Source organism: Pseudovibrio sp. Ad37, from assembly GCF_001623075.1.
Lineage (GTDB): Bacteria > Pseudomonadota > Alphaproteobacteria > Rhizobiales > Stappiaceae > Pseudovibrio.
Map to the genome: position 1 here is coordinate 1 of NZ_LMCF01000011.1, position 26,288 is coordinate 26,288.

The window sequence follows — 26,288 nt, forward strand, 5'->3', positions numbered from 1 at the left end:
GGTGCATGGTTTTTATTCCTCCCACCTTACAGTCCGGATCTCAATCCCATCGAGATGGCATTTTCCAAACTCAAGGCCTTGATCCGCAAGGCCGCAGCAAGAAGTTATCAAGCACTGTGGCAGGCCGCAGGCCAAGTCTGCGACCTCTTCACAAAGCAAGAGTGCAACAACTTCTTCAAAACAGCTGGATACATGACCGATTAAACGCGACAAGCTCTAAGAAAGACCTGCGGAACACTGGAGCGGGTCGCCCATCCGCAGCCAAAAAAATCCAAACTATCGCTTCTTGAATAAGTCACTGTGATCGGTGCCTGAGGTGTCTGCCATTACACCCCGCACGATCACCTCTCATGGGCGCCCTGCTGGTCTGCGGCCCACCCTCCGCAGGCCAGCACACCACACAATTGCGTCTAAGTCTCTGACCAACTGAGGCTTCTGCTTAACTTAATCCTGTTCTGAATACGCAAGCCACTAGGTTCTCTCATCCCTCTCATAAAGCTCGTGGGGCAATCCATCCTCTGTGAAGTCTTTGCAATAGCAAAAGCCTGCGCGTTGAGAGCAGTGCAGTGCAGAAGTGTTTTCGGTCGGTGACCAACGCAAAAGAACTGATCCTCAGCGCAGACAAGCGGCTTCACATGCTCAACTGCAGCATTCAGCATGACTGTTCCTAGTTGTTGGCCTAGGGAAGCAGGATCGCCGATGTAGTAATCGAAGCTAACACCAGCTATTATGCCAATTGTACCGGTGCCGTACTCTGGAAAGTCGCGGTTCAGATACCATTGCAGATAATCGAAGGGCGCGCCGTTAAGCTCCGCGATCAGGCAGTTGGTTGGATGATTGTTCGAAACGCGGCACGCATAGCGCTCTGTTACTTGCTCAAGCGTGCTGGGCTCACGCTCATAAAAGGGCCGCAGATGGGGTTGGTTGAGCCATTCATGCAATAAAGGCATGTCCGAGACGGTAAGGGCCCTCAGTTGAACAGTGATGCTTTGCGCCTCGCTCATGACCAATGCCTCCGTTTTCCCTGCGTTCAAAACTCTAGCCCATCCAAACTTGCTCCAACAGGCCTCCAAATAAAACAAACCCCGCCATGAAAGACGGGGTTTGATAATATCCGGCGGACTTGCAGGCCATTAAGGCCGGCAGGATTACCTTGCTGGTCTACCAGCCGCAGGATTTGCCAGAATTTTGCTCGTCCAGATAAGCTTGGAGTGGAGCAAAATATTCAAGAATAGCTGTCGCGTCGGCTTCACGGCTTCCGGTGAAGGCCTCCAGGCTGTCCTGCCATGGAAGCGCAGCGCCTGTTTCCAACATCGCGTTGAATTTCTCGCCAACTTCCTTGTTGCCATAGATGGAGCACGCCGCCAGCGGTCCTTCCCATCCGGCAAGGCGACAAGCCTCACGGTAAAACTGGAACTGGAAGATATGCGCCAGAAAATAGCGAGTGTACGGCACGTTGTTTGGAATGTGGTACTTGGCACCTGGATCAAACGCATCCGCAGCACGGTCAACCGGAGCCGCAACACCTTGATACTTCTCGCGAAGGTCCCACCAACCGTCGTTATAGGTGTCTGGAGTCAGCTCACCGTTAAACACCTTCCAGCGCCACTGGTCCACCAGCAGGCCAAATGGCAGAAATGCGATCTTGTCCAGTGCCTGAGCCAACAGGATGTTGGTGTTCACCTCTTCTGAAGCATCAAGCGACAGAAGGCCGATCTGCTTCAGGTAGTTAGGTGTAATAGACAGGCTCACCATGTCCCCAATAGCTTCATGGAACCCGTCGTTCGGGTCATCTTGATACATGGGCGATTGGTGGTTATAGGCGCGCTGGTAGAAGTTGTGACCCAGCTCATGGTGAACGGTGTTGAAGTCCGACCCCGTCACCTCGGTGCACATCTTAATGCGCAGATCATCCTTACCATCCACATTCCATGCAGATGCATGGCACTGCACATCCCGGTCGCGCGGCTCGGTAATCAACGAGCGCTCGTAAAACGTTTCAGGCAGCGGGTCAAAGCCAAGCGAGGTGAAGAACCCTTCCGCCGTCTTCACCATCTTGAGCGGCGTATAGTTCTGTTCTTCCAGCAGCTTGGTCAGGTCGTAGCCCTGCTCGTTCCCGTCTGCAGCAACAAGCGGATAGATGTTGCCCCAGGACTGAGCCCACATATTACCCAGCAAATGCGCGGGGATTGGCCCGTCTGCAGGCACTTTATCGGCTCCGTAATGATCCACCAGCTTATCACGCACATAACAATGCAAACTGTCGTAAAGCGGCTTCACTTCACCCCAGAGACGATCAACGTCCTGCCGAAAATCATCCGGGTCCATGTCGTACTTGGAGCGCCACATGGAGCCTGTGTCTTTAAAGCCAAGCTCGCTGGACCCCTGGTTGGCGATGCCGACCATCTCCGTGTACATGTCCTTCATAGGCGGAGAAACAGTGCGCCAGCCTTTCCAGACTTCCAGCAGTTTGTCGTAATCACGACTCGTCGCCATGATGCGGCTGAGCTTGGAAAGAGACAGCGCCTCGCCATCAATCTCAAACTTGCCCGTACCGTAAATGGTTTCCATCTGGGTATTGATCTGCGCAAGCTTCTTGATCTTTGCAGGATCATTCTCAGGGGCAGGCAATGTCAGGTTCAGCTTCAAAAGCTTCATCTTGCGAGCAAGGTCTGGCGGAAGGTCAAGGCCGTCATACTGCTTGGTCTGATTGGCAAGAGAAACGTAGAGCTTCGTGGTGCGCTCCGACATTAACGCATTCAGCCAGTTGGTGTCATAGGTGATGAAATTGGCATTCACCCAGGCAACGCGGCCTGCTTCCTCGCCGATCTCCTGAATGGCTTTCTCGGAGGTTTCAATAAACGTTCTCGCATCCTCAACGCTGACTTTCTTCTCGGCGTCAGCCTGTGCTGAACTCAGCGGAATGAGCGCAAGTGAAAGTGCGGGTAATACAGATAATAACCGCTTCAAAGCAGCCTCCCCAACCATGGCATATTTTAGAGATTTCAGACGAATTTCTAGTGCATAATCTCTCTGTTATGCCGTTACGGTAATGGTTTTATCCTGTAAGTCTATCCCGTTTTACCGCGATATTTCTCCTATTTTGGGTTCCAACTAGCAAAATTATTGCATTAGCAATTTAGAAGAATCTTCAACACTGAACCCGTTTCACGCACAAAGCCGCAATGCCTGAAAACGTATAATGATTGTGCTTGAAACCACGTTTGGGATGAGCGGCAGCTCCCTGCGCGAGTCGCAGCAAATACCGTGTGGGTCAGGTCCACACAGTGATCACGCCGCGTTCACTCATCTGGTGGTATGTCCCACAATTAATGCCCCGGGCCATCACCCCTCATCATTTGAGTTGAACATGACAGACATGTCCAGAAGACAATTGCTGCTCTCCGGTGCCGCCTTCTCTGCCGCCCCTCTCTTTGTTGGCCGAGCACAGGCAGCAGATACGGATGTTGTGGTTGTTGGCGCTGGAGCGGCGGGCATCTCTGCTGCACGCTCACTGAAAAGCCGCGGCTACTCTGTCATCACAATCGAAGCATCAGGCCGCATCGGTGGTAGAATTCTCACAGACACCGAGAGCTTTGGTGTTCCGTTCGACATGGGGGCGTCTCGCCTTCACAACAGAGCAAACAACCCGTTTGCCGATTATGGCATCGCCAACGGGTTTGATATCTATCGCGCACCTGATGAAACCCTCATGTATGTGGGTGATCACCCCATAAACCAGAATGAGCAGGCAGAATTGCTGTTGGCACAGCGGAAGGCTCTGCAAGCAATGTGGCGTGCTGGTCGCAATGGGCTGGATGTCTCCCCCGCCAGCGTCATTCCAGATCTGGGCAATTGGAGCCTGACCGTTGATTTTCTGATTGGTGCCTACGAAATCGCAAAGGATCTCGACAGCTTCTCGTGTGTCGACTGGTTTTCAGCAGAAGGGGGTAGTGATTTCTATTGCCGGCAGGGCATTGGCGCGCTGTTCCAGCACTCAGCGCAGGACGTAGCGGTACAAACCGATGTCACTGCAGAGAAAATTCGCTGGGGAGGTCAGGGCGTACAGGTAGAAACCAGCGATGGCACCCTAACCGCTAAGGCTGTGGTTGTAACAGTTTCAACGGGCGTTCTTGCTTCTGGCGATATCCAGTTTGACCCTCCTCGGCCTGCGCGAAAGCAAGAGGCAATTCAAGAGCTTCCAATGGGTCACTACTTCCACGTTGGTTTGCTATTGAGTGAAAATATCTTCGGCACCAGTTCAGATGCCTACTTCAACTACAAGGTGGAGGAAGAACTCAACGGCTCTCCGAAAGCCTTTGGAGCATTGACCAATGCAGGTGGAACAGGCCTCTGCTATTTCGATATGGGCGGAGATTTCGCAAAACATCTGCTCGAAGCAGGCAACAACGCTGCCTACGACTTCGTCGTCTCTGAACTGAAACGCATGTTTGGCAACCAGATCGAAAAATACATCATAGAGTCAAACAGCTACGACTGGCTTCATAACCCATACACCTATGGCTCATACGCCGCGGCCAAACCAGGCGGTTTCTGGGCCAGAGATGAAATGAGCGAGAGCATTGCAGATCGCATCTGGTTTGCAGGAGAAGCCATGAGCCCGGATGACTGGTCAACAATCGCCGGCGCCCACAAATCCGGCATTACTGCTGCGCAGGAAATTGCGGAAACTGTTTAACCTCAGATGCTCAGCGGTGCTTGAACTTGGTGTTCTCACAGCCCCGGAATTTCTGGATATGATAGAGGTGTAGTTTCTGTAGGGTTGCAGTGCCGATGACGGGATCAGCTGGTCATCGTTTATCCCTGCAGGAGCAAACATGACCAAAATTCTCATTCTCTACTACTCAGCCTATGGACACATAGAAACTCTCGCCAACGCCTTCGCGGAAGGTGTTGAAGAAGCTGGCGTCACCCCCACAATCAAACGCGTACCAGAGCTGACGCCGGAAGAAGTTGCGCGTGCACACCATTTCAAAATGGACCAGCCCGCCCCAATCGCTGACCCTAATGAGCTTGCAGACTATGATGCCATCATTTTTGGTACTCCCACCCGGTTTGGAAATATGGCCTCGCAAATGCGCAGCTTTTTGGACCAGACCGGCGGATTGTGGGTTCAGGGCAAACTGGCAGGCAAGGTGGCAAGCGTTTTCACGTCCACTGGATCAGGGTCTGGCAATGAGACCACAATCACATCCTTTTGGAGTACGCTGGCCCACCAGGGAATGGTCATTGTGGGATTGCCTTACACCTGTCCTGAGTTGTCAGACATATCTGAAGTGTTAGGTGGGTCACCCTATGGAGCCGGCACCATTGCGGGAGGTGACGGTTCCCTCAAGCCAAAAGAAAAAGAGCTGAAAATGGCTCGCTTCCAAGGAAAACATGTGACCGAAATAGCGAAAAAACTCAGTGCCTAAACCCTAAGAAGAGTGCCAGCAATTGCGGAGGATGCCCGGAGGCAATTACGCCGATGAAGCTTGCAAAATCCTCAATCGCAGTTCAGGATCCTGGAAAATATCTCAGACAATGTCCTTGACCTCAACTTAACCTGAGGAGTTAGAACGCTCCAAAACACCAGCAAAGAAACATAACAAATATGTTGGTTGGAACGTTCTTGAAAGGAATTTAAATGCAGGAAACGGGCGCAGGCCCCAGCAGCAGTTGGGGTGAACTATTTACGGGTAAACAGGCCATTGCTTCATTGGTTTTGTCAGGTGGGATCGCGTTGCATGCCGTGAACACTTACATCTCTGCAACCATGCTCCCTTCCATCACCGCTGACATTGGTGGGTTGGACTATTACGCATGGAACACCAGTCTCTTCATCCTTGCTGCAATTATAAGCGCAGCCGTTGCAGGCAAAGTATTGCAGCGTATTGGTGCGCGGCAGTCCTTCTTCCTCGCAGGCCTTGTGTTCATGACGGGCAGTGGCTTGGCCGCGATTGCACCCAACATGGCAATCATGCTGCTGGGGCGTTCCGTTCAAGGAGCTGGCGGAGGTCTTATCTTCACCTTCTGCTATTCCATGATTGCATTTATGTATCCAGAACGGCTCTGGTCTCGTGCTTTCGCTCTACTTTCAGGCACATGGGGCATCACCACACTGTTTGGCCCGGCCATTGGCGGCATTTTTGCTGAGCTGGGTGTATGGCGTGCCGGGTTTGGAGTTCTGGTTCCCATCACAATCCTCTACATCATCGCCACGCTTTCCCTTTTGCTAAAACATCAGGAAAACGGTGGCTCTGTGCACGCCGTACCTGTTGGTCAGCTGGGCCTACTTGCAGGGTCCGTGCTCGTACTCTCTATAACCAGCGTGTTTGAAGAGGTGATCTGGAGCATTCTGGGCGCTGCCCTTTCTGTTGCAATGATCTTGTTGCTGATGAAGCGTGAGCAGAAGGCATCCACTCGCCTTTTTCCCAAAGGCGCCTTGGTTTGGGGATCGCCGCTTTTCTTTGTATTTGCCAGCATGGCCCTGTTGATCCTCTGCGTGAATACGGAATTTTTCATGCCGTTCTATCTCCAGAAGTTGTTCGCTGTTTCTCCGTTATGGGCTGGATACATTGCAGCAACGGTTTCAATTGGGTGGGCTTCAATGGAGGTCTATAGCGCTCGTTTCACAGATCAGGCCATGCGCAGAGTGGTAAATGTTGGTCCAGTCCTCATGGCCTTAGGTCTCATCACGCTGGCTGTTGTCCTCCCAACCGGGACTGAAGGCAACCTCATGTTACTCTCCGTAGTGACGTTGGCCCTCATCTGCATTGGTGCAGGCATTGGCATCGGCTGGCCGCATCTGGGTGTGTTCGCTCTTCATTTGACGCCGGATGATGACAAAGAAAACGCTGCTTCTGCTCTGGCAACGGTTCAAACATTCGCCGTAGCGTTCGGTACCGCGCTCGCTGGCCTCATTGCCAACTCAACCGGCTTCAACAGTACGGTTGGGACTGCAGGTATTGCCAACTCAGCCTTCTGGCTCTTCTCCAGTTTTGCGGTCTTTGGCATTCTCGGCATATTCAGCGCACGCAAAATCACCAATTGGCATGTAAGTGCCGATCTGAAAGAGGCTGAGACACACTTCTAACTATATGAAGAAAAAAGAAGTTCCGCCTCCATCCGTGCTGGTGCCTTCCGAAAGATCTAGCAATGCATGCTTAAGGCAATCGTTAGAGTTCAGGTTGCCCTAAACGTAAGTTGGAAATTTCACTGTGATACGTCCCTCAGATCAATATGAGGAGAAGTGCCATGTTGAGGAAGCTAGGAGCAGAATTTGTAGGTACCTTTGCTCTGGTCTCCGCTGTGTGCGGCGGGGCATTGGTATCCTACGCACCGGTTGAATGGTATGGCGGATCTGGCCTGCTGGGTGTTGCTTTTGCCGTTGGTCTTTCAGTTGTCTGTATGGCTTATGCGTTCGGCAATGTGTCAGGTGCTCATTTCAATCCATCGGTGACCATCGGCCTTTGGGCTGCAAAACGGTTCCCAACCTCAGATGTGGTCCCCTACATCATCGTGCAGGTGATTGGCGGTACAGCAGCAGCCTTTGTATTCTGGATCATTCTCGCCCATGGCCCGAGCGACCCTCCGGGCTTTGCCTCCAACGGTTATGGGGAGCATTCAAACGGTGGCTTTTCCGAAATAGCAGTCGGCATTACCGAAATCACAGTCACAGCGATGTTCCTGATCGTCATTATTGGTGCAACTTCCCAAAAAGCACCCGCAGCCCTCGCTCCGCTTGCCATTGGGCTCATGCTCGCGTGCATGCACATCATCGCGATTCCGATTTCCGGCGCGTCTTTGAAACCGGCTCGGTCCACGGCGACCGCTGTTATTAATGGAGGTTGGGCACTTGAGCAGCTTTGGTTGTTCTGGCTGGCACCAATAGTTGGAGCGCTCATCGGAGCGGCAGTCTGCTGGATAATCGGCACCTGTGGTCGTGAGGAAACAGATTAACCAACGGAGATGCAATCGTTTTTTGGCCTCCTTCGCAATCAGGAACCTGCGAAGGAGGCTTTTCTGATGAATGCACTCAATCCCCAGCTAGGGAAAAACCCTCAATTTAAAACTTGACTATTATATTCATGTTTATAAAACACGGATAGAAACAACGTTTGCAAAACGCAAACACAAGCTAGCCAAAGCAGCGTCTCAGCCAGCCACTCCCATAAAAATTCAGACTGAGGCGACCATGTCCATTTCGCGCTATTCCCGTGCGGCCCTCCTGGCCAGCACAACCCTCTCGCTCGCCCTGATTTCTGCGGCTGTTTCAGCGCAGGAAGCTAAACAGCCTGTTGCTGCCGACAGCCCTGCAACCATGCTGGATGAAATCATTGTTTCAGCAGGTAAAGAGAAGGTGGCGATTGATACACCTCAGGCTGTGACTTCAGTCTCTCAGGAGCAAATTGAAGCAGCCCAAGCAAGCACATTGGGTGAGATCCTCGATGCGGTCCCGGGGATCACCACTATAAATGCTGACAATGCGCTGGGGCAGTCCATTAATATTCGCGGTATCGGCTCTGCTCTCGGTTCCGGTGAAAATCGTAATATCATTCAAGTGGATGGCGTCACCTCCTACTTCGAGATGTACCGTGCTGGCTCTTTCTTCTTCGATTCTGAATTGCTTAAGGAAGTCGAGGTTCTACGTGGGCCAGCTGCCTCCACATTATTCAGCGCAGGCGCGCTTGGTGGTGTGGTCAGTGCGCGTACGAAAGATGCTAGCGATTTGCTGGAGGGAGATGACAAACTGGCCGTCCGCACCAAAGCTATGTGGGACTCGAACGGCAATGGTGCGCGAAGCACAGTTACAGTCGCTGCCCGACCTCTGGAAAATCTGGAGCTATTGGTCAATCTGAACTATGGCCGTGATGGAGACTATGAGGGTGCTGATGGCGCAGACCTCGGCAACTCCCGCATGACAGATCTCTCAGGCCTCGCCAAGCTGAAATACAGCTTCGGTGTCGATAACGATCAATCTCTTACTGCAAGCTATTTCAACGTCAATAAGTCTGGGTATGGCCTATATGACCAGACCACCTTTAGTCCCGGATTTGGTTATGCGGACCAAACCACAAGCGAACAACAGGCACTGCTTGCTTACGAAAACGCTTTTTCTGGCAATGATTTGTTAGATGTAAAAGCGCAGGTATCCTGGAGCCAGACCAAGCGTGATCTAAATGATATCACCTATCGCAATACTCGGCCAGGTGGTCCGCCAGCTCCATTGGGTACTGAAGCAGAGTATGTCTACAACAACTGGCAGGCAAAACTGGAAAACACATCGGAATTTCGGCTTTCCGAAGGCGTAGAAACCTACTTCACCTACGGGGTGGAAGGGAAATATCAGGAGCGTCTTAACCCGCGTCTGAATCCGGATGGAAGCTCAACGCCGGGCTCCTCATCTCATCCAGAAGGTGAAACACATACTCTTGGTGTGTTCGGGCAGGCTGAGTTTGTAATTCATGACCGCCTTACACTCATTCCTGGAATGCGTGTTGACCATTCTCGCCTGAAGCCGGGGACTGGCGTGGCTCTGCGTAAAGATCTGGATGAGACGGCTTATTCTCCAAAACTTGCGGCAATTTATGAGCTGACAAACTGGCTGAATGTCTTTGGTTCTGTTGCACACACAGAACGCATGCCAGTTTTGGATGAAGTTTTCTCGGGTGATGGCTTTACCGATCTCGGAAAAGAGAAATCTAACAATTTTGAAGCTGGCTTAGGCTTTAAATTCAATGACGTATTGTTGGAAAATGATAGCCTTCGCTTCAAAGTAACGGGCTTTTACAACAACATCGACAACTACCTCTATTCCTCTCGCGATCATGCAACGGGCAAGACAATCACAACTGCTATTGATGAGGCGCGGATCAAAGGCATCGAATTAGAAGCAGGTTATTCCTCTGACAGCTGGTACGGCAATCTGGGTGCTTCAGTCACACGGGGTGACAACCTTTCTGATGATGAATATCTGGATAGCGTAGCGGCAGATAATCTTTTTCTTTCAGTAGGATATAAGATTACAGACTATAATCTAGATGTTTCCTGGCGCTCTGATTTATACGCAGAACAGGACCGCGTGAACGAATCTGACGATGCTTCGCCAGGTTATGCGCTGCACAGTGCGCGTTTAGCCTGGAAGCCTGAAGATGGATTCCTTGCAGGCTCAGAAGTACGCGCTAGCGTGACTAATATCTTCGATCAGAAACACACAGCGCATCTGAGTGAAACCGAAGGCAAAGGTCGGTCCTTTAAGCTTAGCTTGGCGAAAACGTTCTAAGCCTCACGGCGGTGCGCTGTAAATGCAGCGCGTCTGGCAATGCTGGTGAGACAGGTTTGCCTGAATGAGGCTAGGCCTTCTGTGGCGGAAAGGCTGGGATCGGCGGGGAAGAAATTCTCCGCCGTTTTCTTTTGTAACTCAATTACGCTGGATCAGCCGTGCTCAATTTCCAGCATTTCACTCCATGTTTTTGGGGTGTCGCCGTTGAGCGGGTTCTTTGCAGAGCGTTTGTACTTGATGGTTTCAAAATGCATGCTCAGTGTGTCTGCCAGCAACAAGCGCCCAACCAGACCTTCACCAAACCCAACGATTTCTTTGATCACCTCAAGCGCCTGCAATGTGCCAACCAGACCTGTCAATGCACCCAAAACACCCGCCTCTGTGCAGGTTGGGATGGAGCCAGCCTCAGGGCGTTTGGGGAACAGGCAGCGATAAGTTGGGTTGATGTAGTTGCCCTCATCATCGCGCTCAAATGGTTTCAGCAGCGTAACAGAGCCGTCAAACTGACCCACAGCAGCCGTAACCAAAGGACGGCCAGCATAAAAGCACGCATCCGAAACGAGATAGCGAGTGGCAAAGTTATCAGAGCCATCAACAACGATATGGTAATCGTTGATCAACGCCATGGCATTTTGCCCACTAATGCGTGTCGGATGCGGAACAACGCGCACATTCGGGTTCAGCCGAGCAATTGCCTCTGCCGCACTGGCAACCTTAGGCTCGCCAAGTTTTTCCGTGTCATGGATGATCTGACGCTGAAGGTTAGACAGCGAAACAACATCATCATCAACAATACCGATAGTGCCGACGCCAGCCGCCGCCAGGTATTGCAGCACTGGTGCGCCAAGTCCTCCAGCGCCGATTACCAGAACGCGCGCAGCTTTAAGTTTCTGTTGCCCAGGACCACCGACATCTCGCAGGACGATGTGGCGGGCATAACGTTCCAGTTCAGAAGCTGTAAGGGAAAGCAATTGGGACTCCAGTAGTTTAACCGAGCATACGGCTCACCAGTCGGGCTGTGTAATCCACCATGGGAATGACACGCGCATAATTGAGACGAGTCGGCCCGATAACACCAAGAACGCCCACAACGCGCTGTTCACTATCGCGGTATGGGGACACGATCAAGGAAGAACCGGAAAGCGAGAACAGCTTGTTTTCTGACCCGATAAAAATACGTACGCCTTCGCCGCCCTTTGCAAGATCAAGCAGGCGGATCAGTTCACTCTTGTTTTCCAAATCATCAAACAGTAGGCGAATACGCTCCAGATCTTCCTTCGCACCCACGTTTTCCAGCAGGTTGGAGCGTCCCCGCACGATCAGTGTTCCGGGATCATTCTTGTCTCCACCCCAAACAGCAACACCCGCATCCACCACTTTGGATGTCAGCGTGTCTAGTTCGGCCTGAAATTCGTTTCGCTGCCGAACTAGCTCAGATTGCGCATCGGCTAGCGTGCGGTTTCTGATGATGGAGTTGAGGTAATTCGAGGCTTCGGTCAACGCAGACGGTGGCAAGCCAGCAGGCAGATCGACAACACGATTTTCAACGGAACCGTCCTCACTCACTAGCACAACAAGCGCTTTAAGCGGTTCAATCTGCACAAACTCGATATGGCGAAGGGTAGTGTCTGTCTTGTTGGAAAGAACAACCCCTGCCCCGCGGCTCAGGCCAGATAGCATCTGACTGGCTTCGGTCAGGACTTGCTCCGGTGTTTTCTCACCACCTTTAGCCTTCACCTGAACCGCAATCTGCTCGCGCTCTTCCTTGGTCAGGTCGCCAACTTCCAAAAAACCGTCCACGAACAGACGAAGACCAGACTGCGTCGGCAAGCGTCCGGCACTGGTGTGCGGAGAGTAGAGCAGCCCATGGTGCTCCAGATCTGCCATTACGTTGCGAATAGAGGCCGGAGACAGAGGCTGCGAAAGCCCGCGTGCAAGGTTGCGAGACCCCAACGGTTCGCCGGTATCAAGGTAGTTCTCTACAATGCGCCGGAAGACCTCACGGGAACGCTCATCAAGATCCTCAAGAGGGACAGAAGGAGGAACGCTCGTCACGGTATCGGTACTCCACATCAACAGCAGGTTTGGGCCAAAGCCTGTATTCAATCCCTAACACAGGACAATTGAACAGCCAAAACTCATTTTTAGCAGAAAATAGCCTCTCAAACCAAAACCAGCCTTTGCGCTAACGGCAATCCGCAGCTAAAAGATCCGCAATACCATTTGTGAATTTGTAGCTATTAAGCAACCCGAGGGAGCTTGCCTTGAACCGTCCATCCAAACGTACACCAGAAGAAATGCGTCCAGTCAGCCTGGAGCGCGGTGTTGCCAAACATGCCGAAGGCTCCTGCCTGATCAAATTCGGCGATACCCATGTTCTGTGTACCGCAAGTTTGGAAGAGCGTGTTCCGCCGTGGCTCCGTGGTCAGAACCGTGGCTGGGTAACTGCAGAATACGGCATGCTGCCACGCGCAACTCATGACCGTATGCGCCGTGAATCCTCTGCAGGCAAGCAGTCTGGCCGTACTCAGGAAATCCAACGCCTCATCGGCCGCTCTCTGCGTGCTGTCGTTGATCTGGGGGCACTGGGCGAGCGTCAGATCTCCGTTGACTGTGATGTCATTCAGGCAGATGGCGGCACCCGTACAGCATCCATCACCGGCGCATGGGTCGCTCTGCACGACTGTCTGAAATGGATGGAAGCGCGCGACATGGTCAAAACCGATAAGGTTCTAAAAGACCACATCGCAGCGATCTCCTGCGGCATCTACGAAGGTACTCCGGTTGCTGATCTGGATTACATCGAAGACTCCTCTGCTGACACTGACGCAAACTTCGTCATGACTGGCAAAGGCGGCATCGTTGAAATTCAGGGTACTGCTGAAGGTGAGCCATTCTCCGAAGAAGAACTCGGCCAGCTCATGGGTCTTGCAAAACAGTCCATTTCCAAACTGGTTGAGCTGCAAAAGCTGACGGTGCTCTGATGCAGGCAGACACAACAGAAAACCGCCGTCTGGAACCTGGCAAGCTCGTGCTTGCCAGTCACAACAAGGGCAAGCTGCGCGAAATTCAGGATATGCTTGCACCGCATGGCTTTGAAGTTCTCTCTGCTGGTGATCTGGACCTGCCAGAGCCGGTGGAAGATGGCGACACGTTTGAAGCAAACGCTGCAATCAAAGCACTTGCTGCGGCAACGGCCACTGGCCTGCCTGCCCTTGCAGATGACAGCGGTTTTTGTGTAAACGGCCTCAACGGCGATCCGGGCATCTACTCCGCACGTTGGGCCGGGCCAGGCAAAGACTTTGGCGTGGCCATGCAGGCCGTGCAGGACAAGTTGACCGAAACGAACGCTACAGACCGGACCGCTTACTTCGTTGCTGTGCTGTGCATGGCATGGCCGGATGGGCACACTCAGTTCTACCGTGGTGAGATCCATGGAGAACTGGCATGGCCTCCGCGCGGTCTGGAAGGCTTCGGCTACGACCCAATGTTCGTTCCGGAGGGTTTTGATAGAACCTTCGGTGAGATGGACAAGCAAGAAAAACACAAAACAAAAGAAGGCGAAGCGCTGTCACATCGCGCCCGCGCCTTTGTTAAGTTTCAAAAAGAGTGTTTGCCAGCGTAATGCGTGTTCCCGAAAAGTGGATACCGGTTTTCGGATAAGAACTCGTGCAAAATACGTTGGCAATCACAAAGGAAAAAGAATGACTGTGTCACCGGTTGGCGGCTTTGGGATTTACGTGCATTGGCCTTTTTGTTTGGCAAAATGCCCATATTGCGACTTTAACTCCCACGTGCGCCACCAGCCGGTTTCGCAGGAACATTACGCCAAAGCTCTGGCGACAGAGCTGGCACGCTGTGCGCAGATGGTGCCGGGTCGCACGGTTGACTCCGTCTTCTTCGGCGGCGGTACACCATCTTTGATGGAGCCGAAAACCGTTGAGACAATCCTCAATGAAGTTGCGCGCCTCTGGCATCTGCCGTCCACCGCTGAAATCTCCATGGAAGCCAACCCAACCAGCGTGGAAGCAACCCGCTTTGCAGGCTATAGATCTGCAGGCGTAAACCGCCTCTCCGTCGGTATTCAGGCGTTGGATGACAATGAACTGAAGATCCTTGGTCGCCAGCACTCTGTTTCGGAGGCGATTCAAGCCGTTGAAATTGCACGTAAAACTTTCCCGCACATCTCATTTGATCTGATCTACGCCCGCCCAAATCAAACCTTGACGGCATGGGAGCAAGAGCTCAACCGTGCTATCGATCTGGCCGCTGATCACCTCTCCATGTATCAGCTCACCATCGAAAGCGGCACCATGTTCCAGCGCTTGTATGCGGCTGGAAAGCTGGAGATGCTGGACCCTGATCTAGCCGCAGACATGTTTGACCTGACACAGAAGGTCACCGCAGCACGCGGTTTGCCGGCCTATGAGGTCTCAAACCATGCGGTGCCTGACGCTCAGTGCCAGCACAACCTCATTTACTGGCGTTATGGTGATTACGTCGGTGTTGGACCGGGTGCACACGGCCGATTGACGCTGGAAGATGGCACCAAGCTGGCAACCTCGACTGAAAAACATCCGGAAACATGGCTAGGTTTGGTTGAAAGTCAGGGCCACGGCTCTATTTCTGAAGACATACTTGGTCATGGCGAGCAGGGTGACGAGTTGTTGTTGATGGGTATGCGATTGCATGAAGGCATTGACGTACCACGTTATGAACAGCTCTCTGGCCGTCAGTTCAATCCGCAGAGATTGTTAAATCTGCAGGAAAACGGCATGGTAGAATGGGTAAGCAACACTCGCCTGCGTGCAACGCAAGCTGGCTTTCCCCTACTGGATGCCGTAATTGCTGAGCTGGCTTCCGATTAGCATTCCCAAATAAAATTCATTAGCGATTTCAACTTAGTGAAATAATTGCAGTCGAATTACTCGATTCGATTGGGGTATTAATTTACATATTGTGCAATGCAACATAATTGATTACACTGACATGTACCTCAGCGATGGTGAAGAACCTATTGATCTTCAATGCAAGTTAAGGTTGGTTTGAATTTCTCCATGAGTCTATGTTGCTGAAAAGGTATAGAGCTGTCTATACTTTTGCGGTGCAGCACTTCGGGCTAAAGTGTATTCGTGTTGCGGAAATCAAGAATTACATGAACAAGAGTTGGCTGAAGCGAACGTCTTGGGAGGAAACATTCTGTGCTGTTCTACCACTTGTATGAAATGAACCATGCAGCGATGTCCCCTGTCCGGGCTGCAGCGGACATGACAAGATTGTGCTTTCAAAACCCGCTCAATCCCATGTCACACACGCAGGTTGGTCGCACGGTTGCTGCATCCTGTGAGATGCTTGAGCGCGTAACCCGTCGTTATGGCAAGCCGGAGTTTGAGCTCGACTCCACTGTCGTGGATGGCAAAGAAGTAGACATCACGGAAGAAATTATCTGGGCGAAACCATTTTGCGGCCTGTTACACTTCAAGCGTGATTTACCTCAAAGCAGAAAAGGCGATCCTAAAATTCTGATCGTCTCACCCATGTCTGGCCACTATGCAACTCTTCTGCGCGGCACTGTTGAAGCCTTACTGCCAAATCTGGATGTTTACATCACGGACTGGGAAGACGCGCGACAGGTGCCTGTCGCTGATGGCCGTTTCGACCTGGACGATTACATCGAATACATCATGCAGATGCTGCATTATCTGGGACCAAATACGCACGTTCTGGCGGTTTGCCAGCCATCCGTTCCAGTTTATGCAGCCGTTGCCTTGATGGAAGAGAACGGAGACAAATGCGCTCCGGCGACTATGACGCTGATGGGTGGCCCAATTGACACCCGCGAAGCGCCAACCGCCGTGAATGATCTGGCCGTCGAAAAAGGTATCGACTGGTTCAAGCGCAATGTTGTCATGGAAGTTCCCTTCCCGCACAAAGGCTTCACGCGACAGGTTTATCCGGGCTTCCTCCAGCTCTCTGGATTCATGAGCATGAATCTGGATCGGCATATGGTTGCCCACCGCGATTTCTTCCAGCATCTGATTGAGGGTGATGGCGACAGCGCTGAGAAGCACCGTGACTTCTATGATGAATATCTCGCTGTTATGGATCTGACCTCCGAATTCTATCTCCAGACCGTGGAAACCGTGTTCATCGAGCATTCGCTGCCAAAAGGCGAAATGATGCATCGTGGCAAGATGGTTGATCCGAAAAAGATCACCGGCACGGCGCTGTTTACCGTTGAAGGCGAAAACGACGACATTTCTGGTGTTGGCCAAACCCAAGCGGCTCAAAAGCTGGCTGAAAACATCCCATCCAACCGCCGGTTGCACTACATCCAGCCCGGTGTAGGCCACTACGGTGTGTTTAACGGTTCAAAGTATCGTTCTGAAATCGCGCCACGTATCGTCAAATTCATTCAGGATAATCCAAGAAACGTGCGTGCGGAGCAAGTTTCCAAACGTGCAGCGAAAAAGACCCTGCGTGAAAACACCTCTGAGAAAATTGCGGGTGACCCACTACGCGAAATCCTGCTTGCTGAGCCAAAAGGCGCTGCAGATGACCTGCAGTTGATCAGCGGTGTTGGACCTAAACTAGAGCGGGCTTTGAACGGCGCAGGTATCTTCCACTACTGGCAAATTGCAAATCTGACAGAACATCAGGCCGCGGCGCTGGACGATCGTTTGGATATTCGCGGACGCATGGTTCGGGATAATTGGGTTGAGCAGGCACGCCGTCTCAATGAAACAGTGCATTCCAACTGAACGTAAGTGAAGATAACTCATCGTCTAATAAAATTTCATTCTATCTCTTGAAAGTAAAATAAAATCATCCCATCTCAAGCTTGTTGATTTGAGAAAGGGGTGATTTTAATGAATGTAAATGCAATAAAACCCTCCTGGAATCCTCTAAGTATTGCACTTATGGTTCTTGGATTCGTAGTTTTCTGGCCTCTTGGCCTTGCTATGCTTGCCTACATCTTATGGGGCGACAACTTTAATGGCTGGAAGCGTGAAGCTAAATGCCAGTGGAATCGTAGCAACTTGAAAAATACGATGGACAATATGCAAAATGCGACCCGCAGCGGTAATGCTGCATTTGACGACTACCGTGAAAAAGAGCTGACCCGCTTGGAAGAAGAGCGCAGAAAGCTTGATAGCATGCGTCAGGAATTCGATGATTACATGAACGACCTGCGTCGGGCTAAAGATCAGGAAGAATTCGACCGCTTCATGAGAAACCGCCACAACCGTCCAGGCGAGCCATCTGCTGGTGAAGCAATCTAGTGGTTCTCAAAGGCTCATAACAAGCCTCTGGTGCTCTGCTTTTGCAGGGCACCCTTTTGTGCGTTGAGGCTTACTCGCAAAGCAACACACACGCTAAAGTAATTCGCACTGGTCGACTTTTAAATCGCCCCTTTCTCTGCAATAACGAGAGCGACCAGTGCAATTTTTGAGGTGATATGGGGTTCTTTGCGACAAAGGTTTTGCCGGAGTTTATTGAGGTGGATCTGGGGCATAAGCCTCTGCAAATCCGCCTGAAACGCAACTCCAGAGCAAAACGCTATATCCTTAGAATTCCCCCTGGAGACCCAACACCCGTCATCACTGTTCCTGCCCGTGGCAATTTGAAGACAGCACAGGATTTCGCCAACCGGCAAATCGACTGGTTGAAGCAAAGATTGGGTGCTCGCCCGGATACAATCAAATTTGAAGAAGGTGCTCGCATCCCAATCAAAGGTGTGTCGCACACCCTGCGCTCTTCCGGCAAGTTACGTGGGCTCGCGAAGCTTGATCTTGAAGACCAGACGGAGGAACCGCTGCTGTTACTACCCGGAGAAACCCAAAGCTTTCACCGCAAAACCAAAGACTTCCTGCGCAAGTTAGCTAAAGAAGATCTTGAAGCACACGTACAGCACTTCACGAACAAGCTTGGACGCAACTATCACAGCATCACACTGCGAGACACCAAGAGCCGTTGGGGCTCCTGTTCGCATGATGGGAAACTATCGTTCTCCTGGCGCCTTGTGATGGCGCCACCCGACATTTTGGAGTACGTAGCCGCTCACGAAGTTGCTCACTTGGTGAAACTGGATCATTCACCAGAGTTCTGGCGTGTTTGTGAGCAGTTAGCACCCCACACAAAGCAAGCCCAACGCTGGCTCAAAGAGCACGGCTCTCAACTTCACCTTTACGGACAGGAATAGCTAACCACCGCCAAACAACCTTCCAAGCAGGTCCAGCGGGCTTGTGCTGGTGTTGTTTTGTGGGCGCGGAGCTGTTGTTGCTTGAACTGCAGGCCTTGGTGGCTGTGGTTGCTGAGGAGCTGCCACAAATGTTGGTTGACGACGCTTAGGCGCAGTGCCCGGTTTCAACAATGGTGATGTTTCGGCAAGATTAATCGGCACACCCGGCAGTCTGGCAATCGGGATACCCTGATGCTCTGTCTCCATCACCCATGCCCAGATTTCTGCTGGCAGTGTACCCCCACTCACCTTCTTCATCGGCTTGTTATTATCATTCCCAAGCCAAACCGCAGTGGTGAGTGAGTTTGTATAACCAATGAACCACGCATCTTTGTAGCCTTGCGTTGTACCGGTTTTGCCTCCCGCCGGTCGTCCAGCCAACAGAGCGCGTTTTCCTGTGCCTCCATAGACTGTTTGTGCCATCATAGTATTGATTTCACTCAGCTTATCTCCACGAACAACGCGTCCTGTACCATCACCGGAACGGCGATAAAGCACTTTGCCATGTTCATTTCGAATTTGCCGTACCACATGAGGAACGACACCATATCCGCCATTGGAGAAAGGCACATACGCAGCTGCAATCTCAAGCGGGGTAACCTCTGACGTTCCAAGAGCGATGGATGGATTGGACTTGAGCGCGGATGTAATGCCCAGACGACGTGCTGTACGCGCCACATTGGCTGGGCCAACCTCATGCGCCAGCTTTGCTGCAACGGTGTTGATCGAAAATGCAAGCGCTTGCGTCAATGTCACATCGCCGTAGTATCGCTTGGTGTAGTTCTTCGGCGTCCAGCCCCTGTAGGTGACACGAGCATCCCTGCGGACAGTATTAGGGGTCATACCCCGTTCTAACGCCGCAAGATAGACAAACGGTTTGAAAGCAGATCCCGGCTGTCTGCGTGCATAAACAGCGCGGTTGAACTGGCTTTTCCTATAATCAACACCGCCAACAAGAGCACGGATTGCACCACTGCGATTGAGCGTAACAACCGCGCCTTGTGTCACATTAAACTCTTGGCGAGACTCCGCAATTCGAGTGGTCAGCGCCGTTTCTGCCGCTTGCTGCATGTCCCAATCGATGGTGGTATCGACGATGATGTCCTCGCCAATAGAGCCGACGAAGCCAGGTAGCAACTCCATCACATAATCAGCAACATAATTGCCACTGCTACTGTTGTGGCTTGTGACCACGTGCGCCGGGTTGAACAGGGCATTCTTGGCGTCATCAGCGGTGATGAAGCCAGCCTTGTGCATGGATGCGATCACCACCTGCGCACGACCTTCTGCAAGAGCGGCATTGCGTGTGGGGGCATATTTACTAGGTGCTTTCAGCAGGCCTGCAATGGTTGCCGCTTCAGCAAGGTTGATGAGATGAGCGGATTTTCCAAAATAAACCCGCGACGCGGCATCAACACCATAAGCCCCTGCGCCGAGATAAACCCGGTTAAGGTACATCTCCAGAATTTCGTCCTTGCTGTAATTCCACTCCAACCACAGCGCCATCACCACTTCCTGCATCTTACGTCGCATGGTGCGCTCAGGCTTTAGGAACAGGTTCTTCGCCAGCTGCTGTGTGAGTGTTGATCCGCCCTGCACAGTTCGCCCGCTGGTGTAATTGACAAATGCAGCGCGGGCGAGACCAATTGGATCGATGCCGAAATGATATCTGAACCGCCTGTCTTCGATAGCCATCACAGCTTCAGGCAGATACGTAGGTAACTGCTCCAAACGGACGGCCTCTCCGCCGGTATCCCCACGATTGGCGATCAAAGTGCCGTTTGCTGAAACGATGCGCACGTTAGGTGGGCGTTGCGGAACAGCCCACTCCGAAGCTGGTGGCAAATGCGCAGCGTAATAGGTGAGAATACCGCCAACAACGACGATCCCCCAAATGCCAAGTACGACGCTCCAATACATGGAAAAGCGAAAGGACTTCCACAAAAACCGTCGAAATTTGCTTTGGCTCTTTGGTTTGCCAGAGGAGGTTGCTGCATCAAGAGCTGCCAGTGTCTGTTGACGTGCCTTGCGGCTAGGTTTCTTGGCAGGCTTCTTTGCTGACGCTGCTTGCGCAGGCCTGGGACGCTGAGGAGCAGGTTTTCTGGCCTGTGCCGTTGGGTTTTGAGGTGAAGAGCGTTGCCCTGATGATGATTGCTTGCTTGGAGCACTGGCCTTGCTCGGACGGCGAATATAATCTTCGACCTCGTCCGGACGCAATGCGACACCCTGCAAGCGTGGGCGTTGAGGTTGTGCTGGGCGTTTTGGCCGCTGTCCTTCGGGATGTTGAGGTGGCTTGCCGGAAGGGCGTTGCCCGGGGCGCACTGGCCTCCGTTTTCTGCCATTTCCATTTTGGCCTGTCGCCATAACTCTAAAACACCTCAGTACCAATCACTCAAATTTTGGGCAAATATTGCCATTAAAGATTGAGCAAGCCTGAACAAACTCAGGCTGCTGACCGCTTGGGAGAGAGGTCGCAACCTGGATACAAAACACGAACGATTTTAGGGAAACACGCTTAATTGAGCGTTAAGCTATTGAGGTGAATTGCGCGCAGTTGGCCGGGAAATGCCACAAATATGCAGAGATGCTAGCGCTTCTACGCAAATATAACAGGGCGGAAACCCGCCCTCTCCATTTTGAGACACTGATCGCTCTGTGATCAGCTGGAATACCGACTGGCATCTTGGCCATAGTAATTCACATAGCGTGAGTTCAGCTTGGACACTGGCATGATGATCAAAACATCAGTGGTGCCGAACTGGTGATCAACAACTGCTCCGTTACCGATATAGGCGCCAAGGCGTAGATATCCTTTAATCAGCGGTGGCAGAGAACGAAGCGCAGCGCGTTGATCCACCTGATCTTTCGCAATGCGGTTCATTTCCACATACTGGTCTGGCAGCGCTGATACGTGCCATTCTTCCGGTGTACTAGCAAAGTGGTGCAGGAAGGAAAGTTGCTCAGCAAGAAGATCAGGATCGGTACCTTCGATAGAGGCGCAGCCAATCATTACATCTACATTGTGCGTCAGCACATAAGACCAGATGCCATGCCATAGCAATTCTACGGTCTTCTTGGTGCGATAAGGTTTCAAAACACAAGAACGACCGAGTTCCATGAAATTCAGATCACTGTGACGATCCAGAATCCCTTGAATATCAAACTCGCCTGCTGTGTAGAAACCGCCATTGAGCTGTGCAAGTTCCTGACGGAGCAATCGGTATGTGCCTACAATCTGCGGCTTGAGTTTGGAAAACGGTTTGTTGCGAACCTGACTGTTGTGATCAACGACCAATAGATGATCACAAATCTCGTCATAACTGTCGCGATCAAGACGCGATAACTGCGTTTGTGCATCTGCAATAGCGGACATCTCTTCGTAAAACACTTCGTAGCGTAAACGTTGAGATTGCTTGAGTTCTTTGGCTCCGTTGGAAAGACGAACCTCGAGTGGGCCGACCTTACCGAGGCTTTGTCTTGCCTCCGGCATTTTTCCAAGCATTGCCTGAGGGATCCACCGTGGCGCAGGTCGCCCTGACAGTTTGCTCGGTGTAATTTTTTTTAGGACTTTCATCGGGGAGATATGTCCAGATCCAGCCATACTATTATTATCTCATATTGCTTAGGTATTTAAGAAACATTGCAATAATGAGAACGCCTTTCTGAATTTGCACCAATCGAGTCACCCATGTCAATTTTGGGTAGTCAATTTGTGATATAAGCCCATTTTAGGACAGTTGAGTGACATAACACCAACATTTACCCGGGTAACGACGCTCACATCTGCTAAACAATGCTGCGGTCGCGGTTAATCTGAGTATAACAACCGCCTCGTGATATTGAACAGGCTAAATATACCGAGCTATCCCTTAGCATAGCGTTTTAAAACAGCTTCGAGATCCTGCTTTTTTAGGGGTTTGCTTAAAAAACCGTCTGCTCCGGCATTAAGAGCCTCTTCTTTTGCGTCTGGCATAACATCTGCTGAAACAACATAAATTGGCACCTGCGATGCGGTTTTTTCTTCTCGGCCTCTAATTTTTGAGATGGCTTCAAGTCCATCCAGACCGGGCATGTGCAGATCCATGAGCACAATATCAAACGAGCCGCTGGCACAGAGCGAAACAGCCTTATGCCCATCCTCAGCAAGCTCGGATGTGTGGCCCAGTTTGTCCAGTAGTGCTTGAACCAGCATCCAGTTAATTGGGTTGTCTTCGGCCACTAACACATTAAGGTTTGTGCTTTGGCCTTGATGTGTAGACGCCACCTCTTCTTCTGTTACATCGTTACCAACCTCGTCAGTCTGCAGCGAGGTGGGTGAGAACACCCGAAGTAATGAGCTGCGACGAACAGGACGGGTCAAGTAACCAGAAAACTCTCCGGTCTTGATATCGGCAATCCGCGCCCGTTCCTGAGGTTTAATGAGGACAAATATCTCGGGTGCACTCTCAGATTGCTGCCCATAGAAATTGCGAATGCGTTCTACATATTCTTCACCAACAAGCAAACGGTCAAACTGTGTCGTAAGAGACAAACCTTCTAGTTCAGCTGCTGCCAGAACCTTGGTGTGATTGAAACCGCTTGTGCTCAGCGTTTTATAGACGAGGTCGGCCTCAATCTTATTGCTGGTCATGATCGCGATACGATCATCATGGTCTTTTACAAGGTCCTCTGAAATCTCATCAACTGGCATCTCAAGAAGGAAAGTGGAGCCACAACCCAGCTGACTCTGAACGGTGAGTGAACTTCCCATAAGCTCCGCTAGCCGTTTGGAAATTGCCAAGCCCAGGCCAGCTCCATCGAACTTACGGTCACGCCCATATTCACCCTGTTCAAACTCCCGGAAGATGCGAGCTGCTGTGACGTCATCCATGCCGGGGCCAGTGTCTTGAACAGCGAACTCCAGCAAGTGGTGGCCTGTAGTATCTGTAGTGACTTGCAGGGCTAAAGAAACACCGCCTTCTTCTGTAAATTTGATCGCGTTTCCAACCAGATTATATAGGATTTGCTGCAACCGTGCCGGGTCACTCTGGATGGTTTTTGGTACGGCTGGATTGATAAATGAACCAATCTGCAGCCCCTTTGCATGGGCTTTGGGAGAGAGCAGCTCCACAACGCGCTCCACTAACGGAGCAAGCTCAACATTGCCAGTCTCTAACTCCAACTTTCCCGCTTCGATCTTGGAGTAATCAAGAACCTCATCAATGAGCATCAAAAGTGTGGAGCCTGAAGTTCTGATCGCATTAATGTAATTTTGCTGCTCTGCAGTGGTTGTCGTGTCATCCAACAAATCCGCCATGCCCAAGACACCGTTTAAGGGCGTGCGAATTTCGTGACTGACCATCGCGAGGAAGCGAGATTTTGCCTCGCTGGCATTTGCAGCATGGTCACGGTCTTCCCGTAGCTTTTGCTCAGCTTGTCGCCTATCTGTGACATCAGTCAGGATCCACTGAATGATAGGAGCTCCACCGCTGCCATCGCGAATGCTCAGGCGCAGGAGTGAATACCAGCGGGTGCCATGTTTTGTGCGCAAGGCAACGTCTTCGGTGGTCCCAGCAGCCCCTTCCTCAAGATCAGGAGTAAAGTCTTCGGCATAAGGCAGATGAATGGCCCCTCCGATCTCAACTCCAAACCCAGCTGGAAAATTGCGTTTTCCTGCATCATTGACAGACAGCACCACTCCATTGCTATCACAACGGATTACAATGGCGCCCAGCGCATCCAGAATAGAACGGTGCCGATCATCCGCTTCACGCAGCTGCCAGTCAGTATCGCTAGCTAATTCTGATGGGTCTTCAAGTTGCTCCACTTCACTCTGGATTTGAGCCGCTTTCCAACTTTGGGCGATAACGTCACTTGCTGGAAACCGGCGAAACAAGACAGCGCCAGCCCCAAAAGCAAGCAACACAACATAGAAACCTTGCAAGGACTGCCAATCAGTTAGCAGCAGCGCAATCAGCAAGCATATAACGCCCACGAAAATGGAGAGGCTCTTTAGAACAAAGGATGATTTCTCGGTGATTTCGCTTTGCTTAATCAGAGACACGCGAGCCTGAGTAACAACATGGGTGCTCTCCTCAGTTTTCAGTCTCCGTTTCAACACAGCTTTTGCTCCACCTGAACTATTTCGGTAAATCAGTAAAATTCAATTGGTAGGATATAACAGATTATGCTGCGGCCAAATAGGCGGAAGAGCGTTTGAAACTCAGGGCCTCGGCCAAGTGAATGCGCTGAACGGCCTCTGACCCGTCCATATCTGCAATTGTCCGTGATAGTTTCAAAACACGATGGTATCCACGTGCAGAAAGACCAAATTGTATGGAGGCCTGTTCAATCAACTCCTTACTGCCTTGATCCAATGCAACAATTTGCTCAATAGTCCGCGCACTGGCATGTGCGTTGACAGTGATATCTAACCCAAGAGAGGCATAGCGAGCTTGCTGTATTGCACGAGCACGTGCCACACGTTGAGCAACCACCTGCGAACTCTCAGAAGTGCACGGGCTGATCAGGTCTCTTGCAGAAACCGCGGGAACATGCAGTTGCAAATCCATCCGGTCAAGGAATGGCCCGGACACTCGTGATTGATAAGAACTGGCGCATTTTTCGCCTCGCCTGCAAGTGTGTCCCGGCTCTCCTGCATAACCGCAACGGCAAGGGTTCATCGCAGCAACCACTTGCACCATAGATGGGTAGCTCACACGATAATTGGCACGAACAATCGTCACCACACCGTTCTCAATAGGCTGTCTCAAGCTGTCCAGAACGGAACTATCGAACTCTGGCAGCTCATCCAAAAAAAGCACACCATTGTGAGCCATGGACACTTCGCCGGGTCTGGCTTTTATGCCACCGCCAACCAGTGAGGCCATGGAGGCAGAGTGATGCGGTGCCCGGAAGGGACGTTGATTGCTCAAGGCACCATCTTCCAGCTCACCTGATATGGAAGCGATCATGGAAACTTCCAGCAGTTCGCGAGCTGATAGTGGCGGCAAAAGAGCAGGTAACCTGCTCGCGAGTAAGGTCTTCCCAGAGCCTGGAGGGCCAACCATCATCAGGTTATGAGAGCCAGCCGCTGCAATCTCCAGTGCTCGCTTCGCTGTTTCTTGCCCTCGAATATCGGCAAGGTCCAGTGAACTAGCAGCTTGTGGAGAGCTACGCGGTTTTGGGGCAGAAAGAGTAATGTCACCTTTCAATGCGCGGTAGAGCTGAACCAGTGATCCCGCAGCCATAATTTTCAGGTTCTCATCCGCCCATGCCGCTTCAGAGCCGCAACTTGCTGGGCAGATCAAACCTTTCCCGTTTGCAACAGCAGCGATTGCAGCTGGAAGGGCTCCGTTTACGTGCGAAATGCTGCCATCCAGTGAGAGCTCACCTAGAACGAGGAAGCCTTCGACAGCTTCCGCAGGCAATGCCCCCATCGCCACCAAGAGGCCAAGTGCAATCGGAAGGTCATAATGTGATCCTTCCTTAGGTAGGTCAGCCGGAGCCAGATTAACCGTCACACGTTTGGTTGGTAGCGCGAGGCCGGTAGCAATGAGTGCTGACCGAACCCGCTCCTTGCTTTCTGCAATCGCCTTGTCAGGCAGGCCAACAAGAGTGAAATAGACGGATCCGGGGCTAATCTGGACCTGCACGTCAACATTTGCAGCGTCGACACCCTGAAAGGAAACGGTAGAGATGCGAGCGAACACCAGACACTCCTGCGACCACAATTTATCATCATTGTAGTAATTAAGCAGGAACGAACAGGAAACACACAAG

20 protein-coding genes are annotated in these 26,288 nt (G+C 51.7%); 12 read left to right on the plus strand and 8 right to left on the minus strand.

Going from position 1 to position 26,288, the window contains the following annotated elements; translation table 11 throughout:
• A partial coding sequence (locus tag PsAD37_RS01775) for a transposase (RefSeq protein WP_193778197.1) occupies positions 1–204 on the plus strand: 204 nt, incomplete at its 5' end.
• A gap of 206 nt (positions 205–410) precedes the next feature.
• On the opposite strand, the gene PsAD37_RS01780 is transcribed toward PsAD37_RS01775, so the two are convergent.
• Both PsAD37_RS01780 and PsAD37_RS01785 read right to left on the minus strand, forming a co-directional pair.
• Positions 411–1,004 (minus strand): GNAT family N-acetyltransferase, encoded by a 594-nt coding sequence (locus PsAD37_RS01780; protein WP_063294684.1) that lies wholly within the window; start codon positions 1,002–1,004, stop codon positions 411–413.
• 157 nt (positions 1,005–1,161) lie between these two features.
• A complete protein-coding gene (locus PsAD37_RS01785; RefSeq protein ID WP_084407633.1) occupies positions 1,162–2,970 on the minus strand; it encodes a M2 family metallopeptidase in 1,809 nt (602 codons plus the stop codon).
• A 400-nt stretch (positions 2,971–3,370) separates the two neighbouring features.
• On the opposite strand from PsAD37_RS01785, the gene PsAD37_RS01790 reads away from it, so the two are divergent.
• The 5 genes from PsAD37_RS01790 (at position 3,371) to PsAD37_RS01810 (ending at position 10,285) form a co-directional block, all read left to right on the plus strand.
• Complete coding sequence (locus tag PsAD37_RS01790) at positions 3,371–4,699, plus strand: NAD(P)/FAD-dependent oxidoreductase (protein WP_063294724.1); 1,329 nt, start codon at positions 3,371–3,373, stop codon at positions 4,697–4,699.
• A 139-nt stretch (positions 4,700–4,838) separates the two neighbouring features.
• Positions 4,839–5,435, plus strand: a complete 597-nt coding sequence (wrbA, locus tag PsAD37_RS01795) for an NAD(P)H:quinone oxidoreductase (protein WP_063294686.1) — start codon at positions 4,839–4,841, stop codon at positions 5,433–5,435.
• Positions 5,436–5,647: 212 nt separating this feature from the next.
• Entirely contained in the window at positions 5,648–7,096 is a 1,449-nt protein-coding gene (locus PsAD37_RS01800; protein ID WP_063294687.1) for an MFS transporter, read from the plus strand.
• A gap of 146 nt (positions 7,097–7,242) precedes the next feature.
• Positions 7,243–7,962: an aquaporin Z gene (gene aqpZ, locus PsAD37_RS01805; protein WP_342633560.1), complete on the plus strand. Its 720-nt coding sequence runs from the start codon at positions 7,243–7,245 to the stop codon at positions 7,960–7,962.
• A gap of 235 nt (positions 7,963–8,197) precedes the next feature.
• The gene (locus PsAD37_RS01810; protein ID WP_063294689.1) at positions 8,198–10,285 is read left to right on the plus strand and encodes a TonB-dependent receptor domain-containing protein; all 2,088 of its coding nucleotides are present in this window, start codon (positions 8,198–8,200) and stop codon (positions 10,283–10,285) included.
• Between the two features lie 152 nt (positions 10,286–10,437).
• Here PsAD37_RS01810 and PsAD37_RS01815 read toward each other — a convergent pair whose 3' ends face one another.
• Positions 10,438–11,256, minus strand: a complete 819-nt coding sequence (locus tag PsAD37_RS01815) for a molybdopterin-synthase adenylyltransferase MoeB (protein ID WP_063294367.1) — start codon at positions 11,254–11,256, stop codon at positions 10,438–10,440.
• A gap of 16 nt (positions 11,257–11,272) precedes the next feature.
• Positions 11,273–12,358, minus strand: a complete 1,086-nt coding sequence (gene hrcA / locus PsAD37_RS01820; protein ID WP_057463266.1) for a heat-inducible transcriptional repressor HrcA — start codon at positions 12,356–12,358, stop codon at positions 11,273–11,275.
• A gap of 191 nt (positions 12,359–12,549) precedes the next feature.
• Between hrcA and rph the strand changes: the two genes are divergently transcribed.
• The 6 genes from rph (at position 12,550) to PsAD37_RS01850 (ending at position 18,488) form a co-directional block, all read left to right on the plus strand.
• Positions 12,550–13,269, plus strand: a complete 720-nt coding sequence (rph, locus tag PsAD37_RS01825; protein ID WP_082596820.1) for a ribonuclease PH — start codon at positions 12,550–12,552, stop codon at positions 13,267–13,269.
• On the plus strand, positions 13,269–13,910 hold the full coding sequence (gene rdgB / locus PsAD37_RS01830) for an RdgB/HAM1 family non-canonical purine NTP pyrophosphatase (protein ID WP_063294690.1): 642 nt from the start codon (positions 13,269–13,271) through the stop codon (positions 13,908–13,910). Before rph ends, rdgB begins: the two co-directional genes overlap by 1 nt.
• A 79-nt stretch (positions 13,911–13,989) precedes the next feature.
• Positions 13,990–15,153, plus strand: a complete 1,164-nt coding sequence (gene hemW, locus PsAD37_RS01835; protein WP_063294691.1) for a radical SAM family heme chaperone HemW — start codon at positions 13,990–13,992, stop codon at positions 15,151–15,153.
• A 372-nt stretch (positions 15,154–15,525) separates the two neighbouring features.
• Positions 15,526–17,046: a polyhydroxyalkanoate depolymerase gene (gene phaZ / locus PsAD37_RS01840; protein WP_244272468.1), complete on the plus strand. Its 1,521-nt coding sequence runs from the start codon at positions 15,526–15,528 to the stop codon at positions 17,044–17,046.
• Positions 17,047–17,154: 108 nt separating this feature from the next.
• Complete coding sequence (locus PsAD37_RS01845) at positions 17,155–17,568, plus strand: DUF2852 domain-containing protein (RefSeq protein ID WP_063294363.1); 414 nt, start codon at positions 17,155–17,157, stop codon at positions 17,566–17,568.
• Between the two features lie 176 nt (positions 17,569–17,744).
• Positions 17,745–18,488 (plus strand): M48 family metallopeptidase, encoded by a 744-nt coding sequence (locus PsAD37_RS01850; RefSeq protein WP_063294692.1) that lies wholly within the window; start codon positions 17,745–17,747, stop codon positions 18,486–18,488.
• On the opposite strand, the gene PsAD37_RS01855 is transcribed toward PsAD37_RS01850, so the two are convergent.
• The 4 genes from PsAD37_RS01855 to PsAD37_RS01870 all read right to left on the minus strand — a co-directional run bounded on the left by PsAD37_RS01855 (position 18,489) and on the right by PsAD37_RS01870 (position 26,218).
• Positions 18,489–20,891, minus strand: coding sequence for a transglycosylase domain-containing protein (locus PsAD37_RS01855; RefSeq protein ID WP_244272466.1), 2,403 nt, complete (start codon positions 20,889–20,891; stop codon positions 18,489–18,491).
• Between the two features lie 295 nt (positions 20,892–21,186).
• The gene (locus tag PsAD37_RS01860) at positions 21,187–22,029 is read right to left on the minus strand and encodes a GNAT family N-acetyltransferase (RefSeq protein ID WP_153039662.1); all 843 of its coding nucleotides are present in this window, start codon (positions 22,027–22,029) and stop codon (positions 21,187–21,189) included.
• 360 nt (positions 22,030–22,389) lie between these two features.
• Positions 22,390–24,627, minus strand: coding sequence for a PAS domain-containing hybrid sensor histidine kinase/response regulator (locus PsAD37_RS01865; protein ID WP_208991638.1), 2,238 nt, complete (start codon positions 24,625–24,627; stop codon positions 22,390–22,392).
• 64 nt (positions 24,628–24,691) lie between these two features.
• On the minus strand, positions 24,692–26,218 hold the full coding sequence (locus PsAD37_RS01870) for a YifB family Mg chelatase-like AAA ATPase (protein ID WP_063294728.1): 1,527 nt from the start codon (positions 26,216–26,218) through the stop codon (positions 24,692–24,694).
• Between the last annotated feature and the right edge of the window lie 70 nt (positions 26,219–26,288).